The 17,527-nt window shown below is 62.4% G+C and carries 16 protein-coding genes; all 16 read right to left on the reverse strand.

Going from position 1 to position 17,527, the window contains the following annotated elements:
• Window positions 1–109: 109 nt before the first annotated feature.
• Window positions 110–601: a hypothetical protein gene (locus tag ABZV40_RS34705; protein WP_355451416.1), complete on the reverse strand. Its 492-nt coding sequence runs from the start codon at window positions 599–601 to the stop codon at window positions 110–112.
• A gap of 194 nt (window positions 602–795) precedes the next feature.
• Window positions 796–1,164 (reverse strand): hypothetical protein, encoded by a 369-nt coding sequence (locus ABZV40_RS34710; RefSeq protein ID WP_355451419.1) that lies wholly within the window; start codon window positions 1,162–1,164, stop codon window positions 796–798.
• 185 nt (window positions 1,165–1,349) lie between these two features.
• Window positions 1,350–2,345 (reverse strand): ArdC family protein, encoded by a 996-nt coding sequence (locus ABZV40_RS34715; protein ID WP_355451422.1) that lies wholly within the window; start codon window positions 2,343–2,345, stop codon window positions 1,350–1,352.
• Between the two features lie 154 nt (window positions 2,346–2,499).
• Window positions 2,500–3,318: a hypothetical protein gene (locus ABZV40_RS34720; protein WP_355451425.1), complete on the reverse strand. Its 819-nt coding sequence runs from the start codon at window positions 3,316–3,318 to the stop codon at window positions 2,500–2,502.
• Window positions 3,319–3,372: 54 nt separating this feature from the next.
• Window positions 3,373–4,431: an AAA family ATPase gene (locus ABZV40_RS34725; RefSeq protein ID WP_355451428.1), complete on the reverse strand. Its 1,059-nt coding sequence runs from the start codon at window positions 4,429–4,431 to the stop codon at window positions 3,373–3,375.
• Window positions 4,432–5,837: 1,406 nt separating this feature from the next.
• A complete protein-coding gene (locus ABZV40_RS34730; RefSeq protein WP_355451431.1) occupies window positions 5,838–8,624 on the reverse strand; it encodes a hypothetical protein in 2,787 nt (928 codons plus the stop codon).
• A gap of 800 nt (window positions 8,625–9,424) precedes the next feature.
• Entirely contained in the window at window positions 9,425–9,814 is a 390-nt protein-coding gene (locus ABZV40_RS34735; RefSeq protein ID WP_355451434.1) for a pilus assembly protein TadG-related protein, read from the reverse strand.
• A gap of 56 nt (window positions 9,815–9,870) precedes the next feature.
• Entirely contained in the window at window positions 9,871–10,368 is a 498-nt protein-coding gene (locus tag ABZV40_RS34740) for a TadE/TadG family type IV pilus assembly protein (RefSeq protein WP_355451437.1), read from the reverse strand.
• Between the two features lie 4 nt (window positions 10,369–10,372).
• Complete coding sequence (locus ABZV40_RS34745; RefSeq protein ID WP_355451440.1) at window positions 10,373–10,834, reverse strand: TadE/TadG family type IV pilus assembly protein; 462 nt, start codon at window positions 10,832–10,834, stop codon at window positions 10,373–10,375.
• 15 nt (window positions 10,835–10,849) lie between these two features.
• Window positions 10,850–11,035, reverse strand: a complete 186-nt coding sequence (locus ABZV40_RS34750; protein ID WP_355451443.1) for a hypothetical protein — start codon at window positions 11,033–11,035, stop codon at window positions 10,850–10,852.
• Window positions 11,036–11,080: 45 nt separating this feature from the next.
• Window positions 11,081–11,974, reverse strand: a complete 894-nt coding sequence (locus ABZV40_RS34755) for a type II secretion system F family protein (protein ID WP_355451446.1) — start codon at window positions 11,972–11,974, stop codon at window positions 11,081–11,083.
• On the reverse strand, window positions 11,971–12,894 hold the full coding sequence (locus ABZV40_RS34760; protein WP_355451449.1) for a pilus assembly protein TadB: 924 nt from the start codon (window positions 12,892–12,894) through the stop codon (window positions 11,971–11,973). The genes ABZV40_RS34755 and ABZV40_RS34760 overlap by 4 nt, the downstream gene beginning before the upstream one ends.
• Window positions 12,891–14,342, reverse strand: a complete 1,452-nt coding sequence (locus tag ABZV40_RS34765) for an ATPase, T2SS/T4P/T4SS family (protein WP_355451452.1) — start codon at window positions 14,340–14,342, stop codon at window positions 12,891–12,893. The genes ABZV40_RS34760 and ABZV40_RS34765 overlap by 4 nt, the downstream gene beginning before the upstream one ends.
• Window positions 14,339–15,181, reverse strand: coding sequence for a chromosome partitioning protein (locus ABZV40_RS34770; RefSeq protein ID WP_355451455.1), 843 nt, complete (start codon window positions 15,179–15,181; stop codon window positions 14,339–14,341). The genes ABZV40_RS34765 and ABZV40_RS34770 overlap by 4 nt, the downstream gene beginning before the upstream one ends.
• Entirely contained in the window at window positions 15,181–15,702 is a 522-nt protein-coding gene (locus ABZV40_RS34775) for an SAF domain-containing protein (protein ID WP_355451458.1), read from the reverse strand. Before ABZV40_RS34775 ends, ABZV40_RS34770 begins: the two co-directional genes overlap by 1 nt.
• A gap of 1,143 nt (window positions 15,703–16,845) precedes the next feature.
• The gene (locus ABZV40_RS34780) at window positions 16,846–17,022 is read right to left on the reverse strand and encodes a hypothetical protein (RefSeq protein WP_355451461.1); all 177 of its coding nucleotides are present in this window, start codon (window positions 17,020–17,022) and stop codon (window positions 16,846–16,848) included.
• Between the last annotated feature and the right edge of the window lie 505 nt (window positions 17,023–17,527).

A 17,527-nucleotide genomic window follows, 5' to 3' on the forward strand; every position in this document is an offset into this window, starting at 1 on the left:
GACCACCGCGATCTGGCACAACGACAAGTCAGAGCAACCCGTCATGCGGTCGTTAACCGCCTACGATCACTGACCCCTTGGAATCAGTCATCTAGGACGAACTTGACCATCAACGCTGGACGTTGGACTTGGTCAAGATGTCGCGAAGCGTCTTCTCCGGAAGTCCGACCGCCTTGCCCATCCTCTGCGTTCCCCAGTCCGGCCGAGCGGCAGCCAGGTTCAACACCGCCTTGTCCCGCGCTTCCTGATTCTCTCGGTCGCGCTGCTTAGCCTGTGCGGTCCGAGTCCTTAGCGCCTTGTGCACGTCACGAGTCACCTTCCAACGGGCAACAGCACGAGCGCATTCTGCGACGACATCGTCGCCTTGGTCGCCATCTGCCTTCTCATCGTCCGGCTGTGTGTCGAGCTCGACGCCGAGGAGCTGGCCGGCCCGTGCCAGTCGCACCAACAGGTCGACCTGGTCCCTGACGGACGAGCGCAGTTGCGGCAGTTCCTTCCCGCTGTACAGCGCCTCCACAGAGGCGCCGCTCGCCCCTCCGATGAAGTCTCGGCATGCCTCGATGACTGCCTGAACCTCCGGCGTCAGCTCGACCGGCTCCACCGCGTCATCACCTGCATTCCCTGTCGCCGCTTGCCTGAAGCGGCCTGTCGCTGTGTTGGTCGTAGACGGCGCTGGTACGACGTCCAGCCTGTACAGGGCGCCCTTAGGTGACACGTTAACGGGTCGGGGGCGGTAGGTCCCGCTTAGCTTGCGTAGAAGTTGATCGAGCCTCGCGCCCTCAGCCAGAAGGGCTGCTAGCCCTCGATGAGCTGACGGTATGCGCTGAACGATCCACTCAGGTCGTCGATAAGCGCCTCGAACTCGCCGCCGGGGTGGTTCAGCTCCGTCAACGCGCTTACGGCATCGCTAAGCCGTGAGAGCGACTCGGCATGCTCGCTAACGGAGAGGTGGCGAACACAGTGATGCCTGCGGATCTGGATGCAGTGCACATGCATGACGTGCACGTCGGTGCCGTCGCTAACGACGCGCACCACGATTGAGCTGTTGTTGAACGCTGTCTCGCAGTCGAAGCAATTTCCCACGTGGTCTGGATCCGCAGTGCCGACCTCGACCACTGTCAAGCCGCCGGGAAGAGCGTCTCCAACGTCTACTGCCGACTTCACTGAGCACTCACTTTCGGACAGATTAGCGCCAAGGCGCATCGATTCTTATTCGGTATCAAGGCGAAAAAGATCTCTGCGGCGATCCCATACGGCAGCAGCGGCCACAGGCCTGCCAACAAGATCGTTACGACAGCAGAGAGAACGCTGATATTGAACTGCAAGGAGCATGTCCGGCTGGGCGTCGATCAGCTGAGTGCGGGTTTCTCTGCAGCCTTCAGGATTTGCTGCGCTGTGGCGGTAATTCGCTCCGCTGCCTCAGGCATGAAGTCCGTGAGGCCGTTCCACCAGCCGAGGACGTCAGTGGTAGCGGTCTCAATTCCGAGAGCCCCAGCCACGATGAACGCTACCGACTTAGCCTCGGCGTCGATTGGTCCGCGATGTTGGCGATAGTCCACGGGGTCATCGAGATGGCCTAGCAGGATGTGTGCCAACTCCTTGAGTGCGGCCATGATGGCGGGCACGTCATCCAACGTGTCGCAGACCCACACTTCCCTTGTTTCGGGGTCTGTGTAGCTGTCCACCTGGCCAGGTGGTCCACCGGCCACGTTGTACCCCGCCTGCCGAATCTGATCAGCGACCGCCTCCCACACGGCCGCAAAATCCTCATCGGTGACCAGTGTGGCGGCATCGACGCTCGCCGGTACCTGCTCTCCTTCGGTCTGGCTGATGTCAAAGCGCGGTGACGGTCGAGCTCCGCGCATGACCCGCCGGGGGTTCCCATCACTGTCGTATCCGGCCTTTCCCGCCTTCTCTGCCTCCTCGGCAGACAAGCGGTACTTAACCGGCTCTAGGATGTAGAGCGCCTTCTCACCAGCCTTGATGGTGCGCCCCAGCTCCCTCCACGCGCGGGACGTCTTCACCAGCGATGGAGTAAAGCCCCGTTCTGCAGCCTGCGCAGTGATCAACATGAGGTTGTTGAAGCTCCATGTGGTACCGAAGCCTCGTGCGGCATGAATGAAATCTGCCCACCGCTCCGCGTTCGCTAGGTCTGCAATGCTCGATTGCAGGCGACTATGCAATGCATCGGCTCGCTCCTTGCGTTCTTCGGGAGTGAGACGTTGCCGCTTGGCCTGTCGGCGCTTCTCTTGAGTCGTGGGTTGCACGTCCGGCGTGGCCGTCGCCGGTCCAGACTCGCGCAGTAGTTCAGTTTTGTTCAACGCTGCTTGCGCTACGTTCTCCACGGTAATCTACCCCTTAGCTCTATACAGGAAGCGAGTCAGAGGGCGTGTGACCTCGGAAGCCGCACGGGCACGGACCGTTCGACACCGACGCCACACGCACCTCGGAGAGCAATTCTGACGAGACTCCCCTTACCCGCACACTTAACGTGAACCATCAAAGAATTCCCAACTCCCCTAGGTACTTCAGCAGAATTTCCTGAACTTCCGGAACGTCCTTATGAGAACTTACGGCAGGAAGGTAGATCGATCCTTCCGGAAGATCCTCCTTTGGATCAATGGGACGCCCGTAGCTGGAGCCAATACGTAGTGGCTTGTGAAACCTCTTGGGCCACTCGTGCATAGCGGGAAGGCTGAGAGCACGAAGCATCGACGGATGAGAATAGGCGAACATGATCAGCGCCGGATCCAAGGCATCATTCGGCCCTTTAACCTGAACTCGAATTCGCCCTGCGTACTGACCGCCCGTCACGCTTACATCAGCCCAAAGCTCCGTGGCAAAACCCAGCTTTGAAAGGGCAAATGCCAGAGCAGCAACACTATGCCCACGACGTTTGATGTTCCTCACAGATATCGCCGAACTGTAACAAACGGATGCGCACAGCACGATCACGCGACTAGATTTCACAGTTGGCGCAATCTCGTAATCGATCATATTCTCAGGCTGACTCGCCAGGTATCGAGATACGTCCACTTCACAACCAGTGACGTCCCATACTGCACGGAACGCAGAGACCTCGCTGTCTCGCTCCACAGATTCGATCGCTTCAGCTGCGATATCCATCGCACATTCAGCTTCATCTAGCCACCCTTCCGATGCGAGCTTCAGAACCTCTTCAGGCGAATCGACGCCGTGCCACCCCTTTGTCAGACGTCCTTCATTGAACTGCCAGAGATTTTTGAGCCCAGCTTCCGCCAACTCGATCACAGAATCGTAGGAATGTTCGACTTCACGTTCGGATTCAACGGTGATCATGGTTACTCTCCACAGGTTTGAGGTCTAGCGGCGCTGCCCGATATATATAACTATTCAGTAGTTGGCACAGAGCTTGCCCCAATCCTTATCGCTCATACCTCGTCGCATCCGCGACTCCACCGCCGCTTCCCAGGTCTTACCGGCGGCAAGAAGACGGCACATACCAACGCTCGCACGAGGCGAAATAACCACGGTCATTGCGCGTTGCTCTGCGTTCGCCCGCAGGTTTCGAACGTAGTCGAGAACGCGAAGAACCTCATCTTTACCAAGCCCAGAGGCCATGCACAGCGAATACTCAAGAGACTCATCAACCCCGATGGTTTCGATGGAGAATCGATCGAGGGTGGCAGCGTCAATTTGTTGACGCCCAACATAAGCACGATCAGGGCCTCGACCGTAGGTATTAGCTGATGCAACACAGCGGAAATCATCGTGCCGCTTTACCATCTGGTCAGGAAAAGCCATTTGAGCATTGGCCAAGCTTGCATTGATCACCGCTAGCACACTGGGGTGGCCGTTGTCGAACTCATCGAAGTGAAACACTCCCCCATGCTCGTATGCCTCCCGGAACAGTGACCTCACGTATTCACCCTCAGCTTGCATGTAGCCGAGGATCTGAGATGCGGGAGTCATTGGCGAAAGACTGATCGAGAAATAAGGAAGCCCGAGGCTTTCAGCAGCCTGCTCTGCAATGGTGCTTTTCCCGGTGCCTGCCGGTCCCACCATCAGCACATGTTCGCCCGAAAGAAGATCGGTAGTAACATCCGCAAGCTTCTCGTGCGAGTTGGCAATGATCTTGCGGTCTCCAATAAGCCGCTCAACTACAGTTCGAGTAGGGACGACAATGTTTTCCATCTCCGCCTTGATCATCGCCGCAACTTCGTCCCTGTCGACCTTAGGCGCAAGGCTTGCCACGAGAGACTGAAACGCGGCGAACGCTCCACCGCTATCCGTTGAGCCGGTGGACCCATGGGCATTACTCACCGGAAGTTTCTCCTCATCCTGATCTACAGACACACTCGGAACGGCCGGAGATGAATCCTCAGCGCGCACAGCCTGTACCGGCTTAGGTTCATCGCATTTATGCAACAGGCCGGATGCATTGATCAGCACCCACTTTCCCGAGGCCTTACAATCCTGGCAATACTCCCCCGCCTCTTCGGAGTCATGCGCCCAGTAGAGCGACTTGTCACCACATTTCTTACAGCCACTCCTAATAGTGCGCTTTGAGTGCTTAACCAACACGCGAATCGCCTCCCGATGGAGCAGATGACCTTCAAAGCAACCTCGGGCGATTACGTCCAACGCCGGAATTGAACCGGGCTGCAGCTCGACAGCTGAGGCTTCCTAGCCGTTGAACATCCGAGGCGGGGCGGTACGTCTACTATGTAACCACCCCGTACGGGGATTTGCAATCTCCCCGTATGTGACTCACATCACACTACACTTGAGCTGCAGTGATGGCCTTCCGGCTACCTCGGTCAAGCTCGGAGCATGGAAGAGGGGGACCGAGGTTGATCTTGAACGTCCGGGTAGTTCTTACTAAGCGCGCTCTAAGGCGCAGATCAGCACTCGTGGCTTAGCGCGCTAACGCCGCAGCTCGGATGCGTCAGCAGACAGGCAGGATCGGCTCCGCAGCACGGCCCGAGGCGAAGACATGGAGCCGGCGTATGAGTGCAAGCCTCAGTCGGTGGAAAGACCCAGGCCCGAGAACTGAGCCCGTTTCGGTCAACGTACCCACTTCATCAGAGGGAGGTGACCGCCTACGCCGCCGACTGTTCATGTGCCTGCCGGCCACCGAGTCGGGCGTTGCTCAAGTACCCCGTACAAACTGGTTGAGCAGCGGCTTTATCCGGCCCGAGGGCTTCTTCTCTAGCAGGTAACTAGACGAGAAAGTAGCCTGGAAACTCACCTGGACACCCCACAGCGCCACGCCGTTCTGGGGTGCACTCACAGGGCTGTTCACCGAGAGTGTGGGTTCGGCCGAATGCTCTGGGCCTGCTCTCTCGCTCTGACTGCCAGCTGCGAGCCGCTTCCTGGGCCCGGCGGTGCTCTGGCTGGCGGGCCACCTCCACGCTCCTCTTACAGTGAAGCCACATGACCACGTTGGCAATCACCGGAAAGGCTGTCGTACGGCCAAGCCCTCTGCGGAGCAGATTTTATATCGTGGCCCGTTCGCCACACGACCGCGAGTCTCCGCACATTCTCCGTGTGAACATCTTCGGGCCGGAGCTCGTCGGCCGCAAGGTTCGCTTCGTGCGCGGTTCGGGTGCAGCACAGATCAGCCTTTGGCGACCTACGACACTGGGTCGGGATGGCACTTGCTTGGGATGTCGCGAGCTCTCCCGGCCCAGCACCCGTGACGTCGGAAGTCCGCGGCTGGGCGTTACGGTACAAGGCTTCGTGAGGCGCCGACCTGTCGCCTATGAACACACGCAATCTGGTGTCAAGTGAGGGGCTGAGCGTTATGACCATGGGTCGGTGCACAGGCGGGATGGACCGACACCGTGATCGATTGACTAACTGGCCGCCACGTTGTCGGGTGAGTGCCCTTGCCGCGTTCCGCCGCGACGCTGGAGAAACTCAGCGAGGTTGAGAGTGTCGGTGCTGGGCTCCTGGTCGATCTCGTCGAGTGTGGTGGTCAGCAGCGCGATCGTGCGCGGGATGGCGGCGTACTGGCCGAGCCGGGCCTGGGTGCGAATGATGTCGCGGTAGACGCCCTCGTTGTACCGATCGAGCTTTCGAGTGTGTTCCAGCAGGGAGAGCGTCATTTCCTGATCGGCATCGCCGTGTGCTCGGAGCAGGGTGCTGAGCGCATCCAGAACGTCGCGTCGTGTTGCTTCACGGAGTGGTTCGATCCAGGTGACGAGTAGGTCCTCCGCGAGATCACCGCGATAGAGCTCGATGACATCATGTAGGCGCCTCTGGGCACTGGCGCTGCTTAGCCGGGGCTCGTGTAGGGCGCGTTGAAGCTGCCAGTAGTCGACGCTCACGAGCGTCCTGTCGAGCTGATATCGGCCGTCATCGTTGAGGATGGCGTTGCTGATGAGGCCGTCAGTGGCGTCGCTGAGCGCGCGGCGCAGCACCGACAGAGTGTTGTAGAACGAGTTGTATGGCCGCGGAGGCTGACTGTCTGGCCACACGGCCTCGTTGAGAACCTCACGGCGAACGCCCTGAGGGTGAAGAGCGAGATAGACGAGCAGCTCGCGCTGCTTCGCCGTGAGCGCACCGTTCAGTTCGCGATCGCCCGCGCTGGCGTCCAGGTGAAGCAGGACGCGTCCCAGCACGGACACATGCAGGGGGCGCCTCGCTGCGGGTTGGTCAGCAACGGCGTGCTCCGACGATTGCTTGAGCTGTTGCGGCCGATATGCAGCCTCCACGATGTCTGTGGACGTCTCGATGTGTGCGCTGGTGTGGTCAGCTTCCGTCTTGGCCGCAGACACGTTGTTGGAGTGGGAGTCGGGCGGTCGCGAACTCCGGCTTGGCGTGACCGGTGAATCGCCTTCCAACAGGTAAGGACTGGTCGATTCGAGCTGCGTGACCACCGCCGGGGAGCGGTGGTCACCCATCGACACGCCAGGGCCGGAGGCGCTGCGGTGGGTATCTGCGACTGAGGCTTGGTCTTGTTCGTCTGGGTCGACTCGTTCGCTCGCAGCCGGGTTGGCGGGGCCTTCGGCGTCGCGCAGTGCGGCGAGCAGCTCCGTGGCGTCGGTGGCAGGCAGGTTGAACAGGCGTGTACCGGCGAGAGTGTCGCCGAATCCAGGACTGGTCGCGCTGACAGTGCCGTCGTGGCGGACGTGCACGGTGGCACCTGGACGCCACTGGCCGAGGAGCACGCCGGCTAGGCCGAGGACGGAGCCGTTGTCGAGGACGGACTGCAGACGACGGTCAGCGTGAGGCGCGGCGCTTGCAACTAGCACGAGCGGAGCCGGGTTGATGTGAGATTCAGCCGCTTCGATGACGAGGCGGGTCCTGGTGAGCAGAGCTGCTTCCATCTCATCGAGCGCAGCGTCGAGGGAACCAACGACGCGAACAGTGGACGGAAAATGCTCCACCTCTGCGCTCTCGAGGATGAGATCCAGATCGTGCCTAGGTACGAGCACGCACGTTCCACTACCAGGCCGCCGCTCGGTCACCAGGTGCAGCAGGATGGCCCTCGCAGCCGCAGCGGCGCCAGGACCCGCCACACCAAGGCCGCGGGTGCTGGCGAGGTCCAGGGCGAGGTCACATCCAGCCCTTACGCCGACCTTAGCCAGTAGTGGAACAGCGTCCTCACCGGTCTCCTTCATGCTGGTCGTCGCGACGTGGGTTTGCGGAGCTGCTGGTGCTAGGTCAAGGACCTTGAATTCTTCGATCGTTCCGTCGGTTGCGATGTTGGCCTCGTGCGCAGCGCGCAGTGCACGGACTACGGGAGCGATCGGGCGGGACAGGTCTGCACGGTCTCGGCTGCCAATCCGGTAACGGCGCCGCTGCCACATCCGGGCAGACACCACGGCCGCAGTGACTGCCGCGGCCAGGCCGAGGCTGACGAATATGCCGGGCAAGACCTCGATTCCTGATTCTGTTCGCTCGTCGACGTCGTGGCTGTGGTCGTTGGCCTGGTCTGGTGCTGCGGAGTGTTCTGGCGTCTGAGTCGTCGATGGAGTGCTCGTCGGACGTTGGGGGTTCTGTGGAGGTGCTGGCGAAGGCGGCTTGCTTTGTGAGCTTTCATGAGGAACTGCGGGCACGTAGGCGGTGATCTTCCAGCCGGGTCGTACGAGGTTGGGGTTGGTGAGTGTGTGTCCGTCCTGCTGTTCGACACCGCGGTTGAGCTGGAAGAGTTCAGGCCAGCGGTTGCCACCTCCGGGACCGTAGACGCGTTCGGCGATGCGCCACAGGCTGTCGTAAATCCCGCCGTGCGGGAGCCGAACTTCCTCGATGACCCGCACTGTGCCCGGCGGGGACACTGCTGACTGATCGACGAGCAACGTGCTCACAGCGTGGGTGCTGGTGATCAGATGATCGGTTGTTGACGAGACCGGTCCTGGGGTCAGCGGAGCCACGACCGCGATTGGCGCGGGCTCGCCCGTCAGCGTGGCTGTGCTGCTGGCTGTTGCGGTGTATGAGGTTCTGCTGCCGAGCAGGGCGAGTACAACGGTGCCGATCAGTGCGGCGGCGAGTCCCTGCAGCGGTCCTGGCGGGTGGACCTGTGTCCACGTGATTCCCCGCGCCTCATCGACAGCACAGCGCACAACGTCGAGAGCGAAGAAGAACCACGCGATCCAGCACAGCACCGCCAAAGTGTTGAGCAGGAAATCGGCGCTCATAGGACTGAGGAGCGTCGCTTGGATTTCGTCCCAGGTCGGCACATGAGCAGGTATCGGCCATCCCACGAAGTGCACCAAGGCCCATGGGAGACCAGCTAGCAACCCGAGCAGGGCAGCGAGCGCGAGCAGCCCGCGTATGAATCGTGCCGCGGACGACACTACCGACCAGAGAAGATGGCCTTGTCGCCGCCGCGTCGGCTTTCGCCGGCCGAAGTGGGCGTCTGCGGTCACGGTTACTCGATTCCTTGGGAAGTACGGGCTACTGGCTAGGCAGTCGCCACCCGAGCTGGTGGAAGCTGACTGGGCTGCGGTGGTGAGGCCACAGGGTCAAAAGTGTGCGTGGGTGGGTCCACCTTGGGACGAGACGTTGCGACGTCAGCCTGCCCTGCTGTTGCGCCTGCAGATGACGTCGTCTTGGCCGCCGACGGTGCACGGCCCGAATCGCTCTTCTCCGTTGGTGTGGCTGGGGTTCGCTTCCTTCTGGTACGAGTTGTCTTGCGGTTGTTGAGCCACTGCTGAAGGTCTGTAGCGGGTACCTCGGTGAACTCTGCTAGCTCATCGACACCAATCACGTCACTGAACTCGGCAAGCACGTCTCCGAGCTCGCGTTCGATGTCAGCGAGTTTCGCGGCTGCATCCGCCCGCAGGAGCGCAAGTTCGCCGACGCATCTTGCTGCGGCAGAACGCCTGCTGCTTCGGGCAGCATCAGCCTGTTCGACACGGCGTGCGATCTCCTCCACCGTCGCCATCCTCTGTCTCCTTCCGTCGAGCCGATTGCGTTCGAGGTCTGGGTTGTGGCGTCATGGAAGTACGCCGGAGACACCGCGTTGTGGTTGCGCTGCCCCAGTTCCGGTCACGGTGATCGAACCGATGCCGATCAGGCCGAGCAGCTGAGTGGGATGAGTGATGCTGACCGTCACGTTGACCGTGTTGTCAGCGACGGAAACGGTGCCCGTATGGCCCGCAGCAGCAAGGTGGTCGCGGCCCGCGGCACTGGCTCGTTCTGGTGCTAGACGCAGAATGCCGCCGACGCGGTAGGCAGTCAGATCGATTTCCTGTGCACCGGCTCTCGCGGCTTCCTGGGCCTCGCCCATCGCACGGACCTTAGCGGCCAGCGCGAGACCACCATCGAGTACAAGGCCGGCGAACAGCAAGGCGGCGAGGGTGATGACGACGACGAATGCCGTCACTCGCCCGTCCTCATCTAGGCGCAGCTTCTGTGCGCTGTACGGCAGCCGTCCGCTCTTCACTCGGCATCACCCGACCGAAGAGAGGTTGAGGTGCCACGCCAGACATCAACCGGTGAGGAGAAGCTCGATTCGAATGTCCGGCTGCCCGGCACACCGAGCAAGGTCAGGTCTTGCAGACCGATGCAGCATGAGACGGTGACCGTGAGCGTCGAGCCTGGTTCGAGTCCTTGTGTGTCGGTTGAGACCGACAGGGCCTGGCACGTGATCCCTGCGGAGGCCAGAGCTGCGCTGGCTGTGGCTTGTGCGTTGTTAGTAGCTTGTGATGGGGTCCTCGCGACAGTGGCAGCGCGGGCAGCTTGGTGCGCTGCGTCGTTGATTCGCAACTTCGTGTCAGCCAGTCGACCGCAGAAGACTACGAACAGCAACAGCAGGACGAGCAGAGGGGTTAGTAGTGTGAGCTCGGCCGCGGTGGAGCCTCGTTGGTCTTGAAGCAGGACGCGAATTCCATCACGTATGCGCCGTCCACGGACGCGATGCTGGCGAACTTCGGTCACGACGTCACCGTCCCGTGCCGGTCTGCGGAGTGAACTTCTCTACTGGGCCAACTGCTTCGGCACGAGCGGTCAAGGTCGCGAAGGGGACCACGTTGATCACGTTGCCGGAGACCATCACAGATACTTGGCCTGGTCCTCGCCGGACGCTCACCGATGTTCCCTGTAGTGGTCCGCTCCCCAGCTGGGCAAGAACTCGCTGCCCTTCTGCGGTACCAGCGGCAGCGGTGCCACCTGACACCCGCGCCGCTGATAGTGCTTCGGATGCGGCGGCCTGGGCGATATGTGTGGCGTGCATGTAGAGCGCGAACTGGGCGATCAGCAAGACCAGCAGTAAGAGCAACGGCGTCGCGATGACAAGTTCCGCAGTACCTGCGCCTCGATCATCGGATCGCAGTCGACGCAGCGGCTCCAGCAACCAGGTCCCGCGCGGACTGGGTTCATGGTATCGCTTGAGGTAAAGAAACATCTTGGGTTCACCGGCCTACAAGGTGATGCTGTTGGCTTTCTGGATGGCCTTTGCCACAAGGACTGCGACCGCGGCGAGCGCGAGCGCGACCAACAGCGCGGTAACCACGATCGTCTCGGTCGCGTAGCCCCGCTCGTCGTTGCGCAACCGCTCCGCCTCAGCACGCAGGAGTATCAGAATCATCCGAACCTCGGTAAGCATCTACTTTCCCTTCCATTGAAGTCCTTGTGGACTAGTTCGAGGTGGTCACATCGCTCCCAGAACGCTCGCGAGGGCGGGATATCCCACGAAGATCAGGAATCCGCCGAAGAGCATCACGACCGGCAGGCTCATCCGTTCGGTAGCTGCTTGTGCTTCTCCCTCGGCGTCGGTGAGTTCTCGTGTGCGAAGCGCCGATGCTTTGGCCACAAGGCTGGCGCGCACGCGGGACCCTTCGGTGCCTGCGAGACTGACCGAGGCCGCTAGTTCGATCAGCTGGCGTACATCGAGTTCGGCCCCCAATTGGCCGAGAGCGGACCAAGGTGTCGTACGGGTTAGTTTGGCGGTGGCCAGCGCGCGACGGAGCTGTTGGAACGCCCAGCCTTTGCCGATGCTGACCGCGTCGGAGAGCGCACCGTCGATTCCTGCGCCGCCTGCCAGCAGAACCCTGATGAGGTTGAGATAGGCCGACAGCGCGTGCCGGAAGAGCGATCGGCGTCGCGAGGCGTCCTTCCGGACGCTGAGGTCCGGCAGGAAGAATCCGCCTAGGGCTGTGAGCAGGCTGGTGACCGTGGTTAGTCCCCAACCGGGATCGATGTCGGCCGCGGCGAGTACGAGGTGCATGACGACCGGCAGCATGAGTCCGGTGACCATCAGCGTGGCCTTGTCGGCTAGGTGATGTTCGACGGTCTTGCCTGCGACTGCAAGGTCGCTCCGTGCCCTGGTGCTTGGCAGCCCGAGCAAGGCGAGTGGTTTGGCGAACGGGCTACCCAGGCGGTGCGCCCATCCCTCGGGGGCCGCGGTCACGATGGGTGGCGCTGCAGGGGGCGCGTTTAGTTGGTTGATCAGTGCTCGCAAGGGTGGTCGTGGCGGGAACGCGTATACCACGAGAGCCCACAGCCCAACGCCGAGTCCGGCTCCCCACAGCAGCGTGGTGATCATGACACTGGCCCGTTGTGTGTGAGCAGGTTGTCGATGTCTGTGTCTGTGTCGTGTCGTCTGATCGCTTCGAGTTCGGTCAGGAACCTTTCGGGGTCGCGTAGGCGTGCAATCCTTGCCAGCCAAGCGAAAGCGGTTGCAAACAGTGCACCGACGAGCAGCAGCATGATCTGACCGAAGGCGGAGTTGTACGGCGCGAGATAGCCGCGGTTGAGGAGCACCAGGCCAACGGCGAAGGACAACGTGGTGATCATGATGACCCGGATGCTGGTGCGGGTGCGTGCACGGCCAGCTTCTACGCGCATGCGCATGGAGGCTTGTTCGCGGGCCTCGCTCGCGAGTTCGCCGAGCAGGTCGGCAAGCTGGCGCGCCTGGTGTTCTGCGGCGAGAACGAGCGCGGAGATCACCAGGTCGGCCGTGGGATCGTGGAGCTGGTCGGCGAGGTGGCGGAGCGAGGGGGCGAGTCGTTCTCCGCGTTCGATGCGGACGGCGAGCTCGACAATCTCGTCGTGGATGGCGGCTGGGCAGGCGGGGGCAGAGGCGAGGATGGCCTGTTCAAGACCTGCGGCAGCCACAAGGGTGTCTCGCAGCATCTCGGTCCACGCGGCGATAGCTTCGATGCGTTCGAGGTGCTGCTTGTGGTCGGTGTTCGAGCCGAGAATTCGCGGTAGGCAGACGACCGCGAGCGCGATCAGGATGGCGCCGGCTATCCAGCCGGTGATTGCTCCGATAGCCAGTCCGGCCAGAACGGCGACGATCAGCCAGCCGACTTGCTTGCGGTCGGGGCGCCGGGTAAGCCAGGTGCTCAGTCTCGATGAGGTGGTTGAACCGCGGGCGCTGCCGCGGAGTCCCGCCACGATCAGTAAGACACCCGTGGCTGCTCCAGCTCCTAGCAAGCCGAAGAGAGCAGCGGTCGCAGTCACGGTGTCCACCACCCATCACGCCGTTCGACGAGTTCCGGGTCGTAGCCGGATCCGACGAGCAGATCCACGGTGTCGGTGCGGAGCGGGGCACCTGGCACGGCGCGTAGATCCGGACCAGGTCGCCAGACCTCGTTGCTGATGATCTGGGCGGCCTCGGCTCCAACGACTTCACGGACAGAGGAGACGACGCGCTTACTTGAGTCCTCACGTGGCTTGTCGAGGTGCACGACGAAGTGCAGTGCCGCTGCCACCAGGAGGTTGGTCGCCTCCATCGGCAACCGCTCAGGTCCTTGAACCGCGTAGGCAGCGAGTTTGGTGAAGGCGCCTTGGCTACTCGATGAATGCAGAGTGCCCATGCTGCCGTCGTTGCCCATGGACATCGCGTTGGTCAGCGGAATGACCTCCGGACCGCGAACCTCCCCGACGATCACCCGGTCCGGCGACATCCGCAGGGACTGCCACACCAGATCTGACAGCGAGATCGCCCCCTGCCCCTCGATGTTCGGCTCACGTGCCTGCAGCGCCACCACGTCAGGGTGTGCATCGGCGTCTTCCTGAAGGCCAAGCTCGAACACGTCCTCGATGGTGATCAGCCGTTCCCAGGGCGGTATGGCCGATGCAAGGCCTCGCAGCAAGGTGGTCTTCCCGATAGCGGTGCCGCCGGTGACCAGGATGTTGCGCTTAGCCCGTACCAGTGCAGCCAGGAAGCTCTCCAGCGCAAGATCGATGGTGCCGTTCTTGCGTAGCTCGGCGAGGGTGACTGTGGTGAACCGGTGGCGGCGGATGCTCACCGACGGCCGAGCGGTGACCGCCATGACGGCGGAAACCCGCTCACCGCCGGGGAGCTGGAAGTTGACGATCGGACTACCGCGATCGAACCGCCGTTCCTCGACACCGCTGCGAGCGGCCAGGTCACGGATGAGCTCGATCAGTTCCGTGTCAGAGCCGGCGACTGGTGGCAGGCGATGTCGGCGGCCGTCGGCGCACTTGATGAAGACTCGATCGCCGTTGATGTTGATGTTCTCGATGTCGGTGTCGGCCAGCAGCGGCTCTAGTCCAGCCAGGCCGAAGATTTCATCCAGAACTTGGCGGATCAACTTCTGCTCAACACCAGGTGGCACAAGCATTCCGCCGGTGCCAGAGTTGTGAAGCTCAGCCTGGGCATGTGCCTCAGCGGCATCGGTCAGGATGGCCTCAGCAAGCTGACGGCGGCCAAGACCATCCATCGGGGGTCGACCAGCAGCCTCATCAGCACTCACGCGTTGGCTCAGCTGAGAAGACAGCTCATGCCGCAGGTGCTGGCGTAGCCGCTCGATGGCGGCGACCTCGCCCTCCTGACGACCAGGAATCTGCGTCGGGCCAGGCATGTGCTGGGTTGTGTGCAGGTGTGGACCGGTGCCATTGGCCGACGCGATAGGGCTTGAGGCTCCAAAGTTGGCGTGGGTCATGGCGCCGCCACTCCGTTGCCTGCGGTCGACGAGCGGGGGTGCACGAACACGTTCGGCGGCAGGGCGTCAGGATGTGCCAGCCGCAGTTGCGGTGCACGCGTGCCGATTGCGGCTGGTTGCTGTGAGTTCGCGTGGATGTTGAGGGCGATTGTGGCGGCGGCACGGCTTAGCACGCACTTGTCAGGACTACGTCGATTCAGGACCTGACCGCACAACGCAGCCGCGCCCCTGATGTCGCTAGGCACGCGGGCCATCACAGGTATGCGGAGGATCTGGGAGACCTCGGCAGTCGAGTAGCCATCTCCCACCAGGACGAGGCACGGACGGCGCGACCACTGCTGGGCTGCCTGCAACTTGAGTGCAACGTGTGCGAGCTCGTCATCATGAGGCCGGGCAACGAGCAGCATCGTGTCCGCTGCGCGGATGATCGCGAGTGCTGGCGAGTCCGGATCTACTCGGCCGCAGTCGGCGATGATCGTGATACCGGGTTGGTCTGCTGCTCGGCGCAACAGCGACGCCGGTCCTGGCGCGAGTACGCTCAGTGCCGCGCGGGCTTGTTCTGCACCAACTGGGCCGATGATCACCCGCAGTCCCCCGTTCAACACCTGGGTGTGCTGCGTTACCAGGTTGGGATCGGTACCACCGCGACGACGGGCAGCTGCCGCCAGACTGACAAGGCCTGGCGTGTCGCTCAATCGGAAGCGGGCCATAAGATCCCCTCCAGCCGGATCTGCTTCGACAACGATCGGGCTTTGCCCGCCTGGCCAGCGGGCACCGAGCGCGGATGCCAAGGTGGTTACACCGGGCGAACCCTTAAGTGAGCAAACAGCGATAAGCATCAGCGGACTCCTCCCGCGATGGCGACCAGGCACAGTTGCCCCGCCGGGGCCGCTGCCAGCGCGCGTGCGTCTGATTCGGACAGGTGCAGAGACACCACAGTGGTCTGTTCCGTCTCGCGCTTGGCGACGCCAGCCACCACACCGGTCCACGACGACGGCTGCCCGATCGCCGGAGGCGATCCAGGTGTCGCGTTCTGTCCTTGCGTGATCAGTACCGCGACCGTGGTCCCTGGTGACAGGTCAGGCGGGAATTGCCCTGGCTTAAGCCCTACGGCGGCGACTGCCTTACCAGGAAGCGGAATCAGTGGCGTACCAAGGAGAGATCGGGTAAGCAGGGATCCGGCGGGCAGGCTGAAGGCGACGGGCTGTCCCACCACCTCTGGTGTCGCTGCCGCTGGCAAGAGGTCCATCCCACTGTCAGGTGGCATTCTGACCTGTTTGAGGTCCTCCATGGACAGGATCTGGCCCACGGCAACCGGGCGGGCAAGGACGAGTGCACTCTCGCGGTTGCCCAGTTGCATGCCGGCGACCAACCCTCCAGCTGCGCACACCAGAACCAGCAGTACGCCGAGCAAGAGGTGTGGCACGCTGCGGCGCCGAGCACCTCTGCTGAGGCGTGAGGGAGTTTGCCCGCCCCATCCACCCAACGTCGCGGCCTTCCGCTTGGTCGTGTCTGCGTTGTCCGGAGCTGAGGTTGTTGTCATCACGTACCTCCTTCAGGCACGACGCCATCGCGACGCGTCGACTCAGATGCCAGACGTGCCTTGTTCAATCAGGTGCTTGTTGTGCCCTCCGTCGTTGGGCGGAAGGCTGAGGCAGTCAGCCGGTCGCGATCCCCTGGCTTTCGGCCACCCGCAGAGTCACCGCGGCCACGGTCGTCATGTCCGGAAATACCCCCGCTTGTCCAGCACCGGACCATGTCACGGTCCAGCTCACGGTTGCTGTGACCGGGAATGCCTCAGCAGGCTGCCCAGCTGAGGACCTCCGGTAGGTGTAACCGCAGTCGGGCGACAAGCTCTTCGGGTCGCGATCTGCGGTGTAGGGCGTTCCTGAGGAGCGGCAGATGACGGACCCGCCATCGCCCATAGACCACGTCACCGAGACAGGCTTAGCCACCGCGGTCACAGACACTCCGGGCACAGACGCCGTAGCTGACACTGGCATCCATCCGTTCGACAGCCACAACCACGTCGGAAGATTGACCAGTTGAGTTCCGCCCGGGCTCACTGAGATGGCCGGACGCGGCATCTGCAGTCGCTTCCGAGCGATCTGCGCAACCTGCTCGGGTGACGGCGGCGCGGGGCGCTGCGCACCTGCTGGGATCCAGATCGGGCCATGCGAGTCGGGGTCCTTGCCATCAGGTGAGCACAACACCATGTACCAGCTGCCGGATTCCTTCTGCTGGCCTTCCGGCGGTTGACCATCGACCGGTACGTAGCGACAGCCGAAGCCGTCGTTTCCAGGCGCCTCAGTACTGCCGGGGTTGTCGTGCCCCTGGTTCGATGATTGGCCCGCCGGGCGGGCTCCTGCGGTGACGTCGCATTCCGCGGACGTCGCCTGACTGCAGGTGGTACCGCCGAAGATGTCGTCGGCCAGAGCAGGGACCGTTCCTGCGTACAGCCCTACTGCGGTAAGCACTGCCAAAGCTGACATGCGGTGCATCGCTAACACGTCCCCAGATCGAGAACGCCGAAGTCAGTCACCTTCCACGTCCCGTCCGCTTGCTTCTCAACGGTGGCGGTGATGCGCCGCTTGCCGCCCGGCACATCGTCAGCGAGCTGACCGCTGTCCTTGCGATACTTGAGAGCGTTGGTCGAGTCGCCGCAGTCCGTGACCCTCACCTTTCGGGGTTGGGTCGATGAGTCCACTGTGGAGGCGCTGGGATTTAGAACGGGACTCCCCTTGGTCACGAGTCCCTTCTCCTGATCTGCACGCAAGCTGTTCGTAAGCTTGTTCAACGCAGTACCCGCAGCGTGCTTTGCCAGACCAGGAGCACGCCAGTCAGACGTCGCGCCCGCCTCCGCAAAGTCAGCCCACATGGCCTGATAAGCAGAAACCGCCTGTTGCCGGGCTGCGTCAGGAGAAGCTTCCGCCGATGCCGCAGGCGGTGATGTGGTCGAGTTCTCCTTCCCAGGGTCAGCAGGACGCGAGCTACACGCTCCGAGCGTGCCCAGAGCTACTCCCAAGGCGAGAAGACGAACGGCCTTGCTCATCGCGGCCTCCAGACCAGAGAAGGGAACGGTGGTGCCGGGGTGGACCCCTGTGGGGGTGCGAGGTCCACCCCGACCGGCACGCCCGGAGTGAAGCTGACTTCCGGACGCAAGTAGTTGGACACGGCGACGAGAA

It is taken from the genome of Lentzea sp. NPDC004782 (assembly GCF_040609115.1).
Taxonomy (GTDB): Bacteria; Actinomycetota; Actinomycetes; order Mycobacteriales; family Pseudonocardiaceae; genus Lentzea.

What these genes read in the sequence shown, in the direction of transcription:
- ABZV40_RS34720 (WP_355451425.1), bottom strand. Translation starts at nt 3,318, where the DNA reads ATGATCACCGTTGAATCCGAACGTGAAGTCGAACATTCCTACGATTCT.
- ABZV40_RS34730 (WP_355451431.1), bottom strand. Translation starts at nt 8,624, where the DNA reads ATGAGCGCCGATTTCCTGCTCAACACTTTGGCGGTGCTGTGCTGGATC.
- ABZV40_RS34745 (WP_355451440.1), bottom strand. Translation starts at nt 10,834, where the DNA reads ATGTTTCTTTACCTCAAGCGATACCATGAACCCAGTCCGCGCGGGACC.
- ABZV40_RS34750 (WP_355451443.1), bottom strand. Translation starts at nt 11,035, where the DNA reads ATGCTTACCGAGGTTCGGATGATTCTGATACTCCTGCGTGCTGAGGCG.
- ABZV40_RS34755 (WP_355451446.1), bottom strand. Translation starts at nt 11,974, where the DNA reads ATGATCACCACGCTGCTGTGGGGAGCCGGACTCGGCGTTGGGCTGTGG.
- ABZV40_RS34765 (WP_355451452.1), bottom strand. Translation starts at nt 14,342, where the DNA reads ATGACCCACGCCAACTTTGGAGCCTCAAGCCCTATCGCGTCGGCCAAT.
- ABZV40_RS34770 (WP_355451455.1), bottom strand. Translation starts at nt 15,181, where the DNA reads ATGCTTATCGCTGTTTGCTCACTTAAGGGTTCGCCCGGTGTAACCACC.
- ABZV40_RS34775 (WP_355451458.1), bottom strand. Translation starts at nt 15,702, where the DNA reads ATGCAACTGGGCAACCGCGAGAGTGCACTCGTCCTTGCCCGCCCGGTT.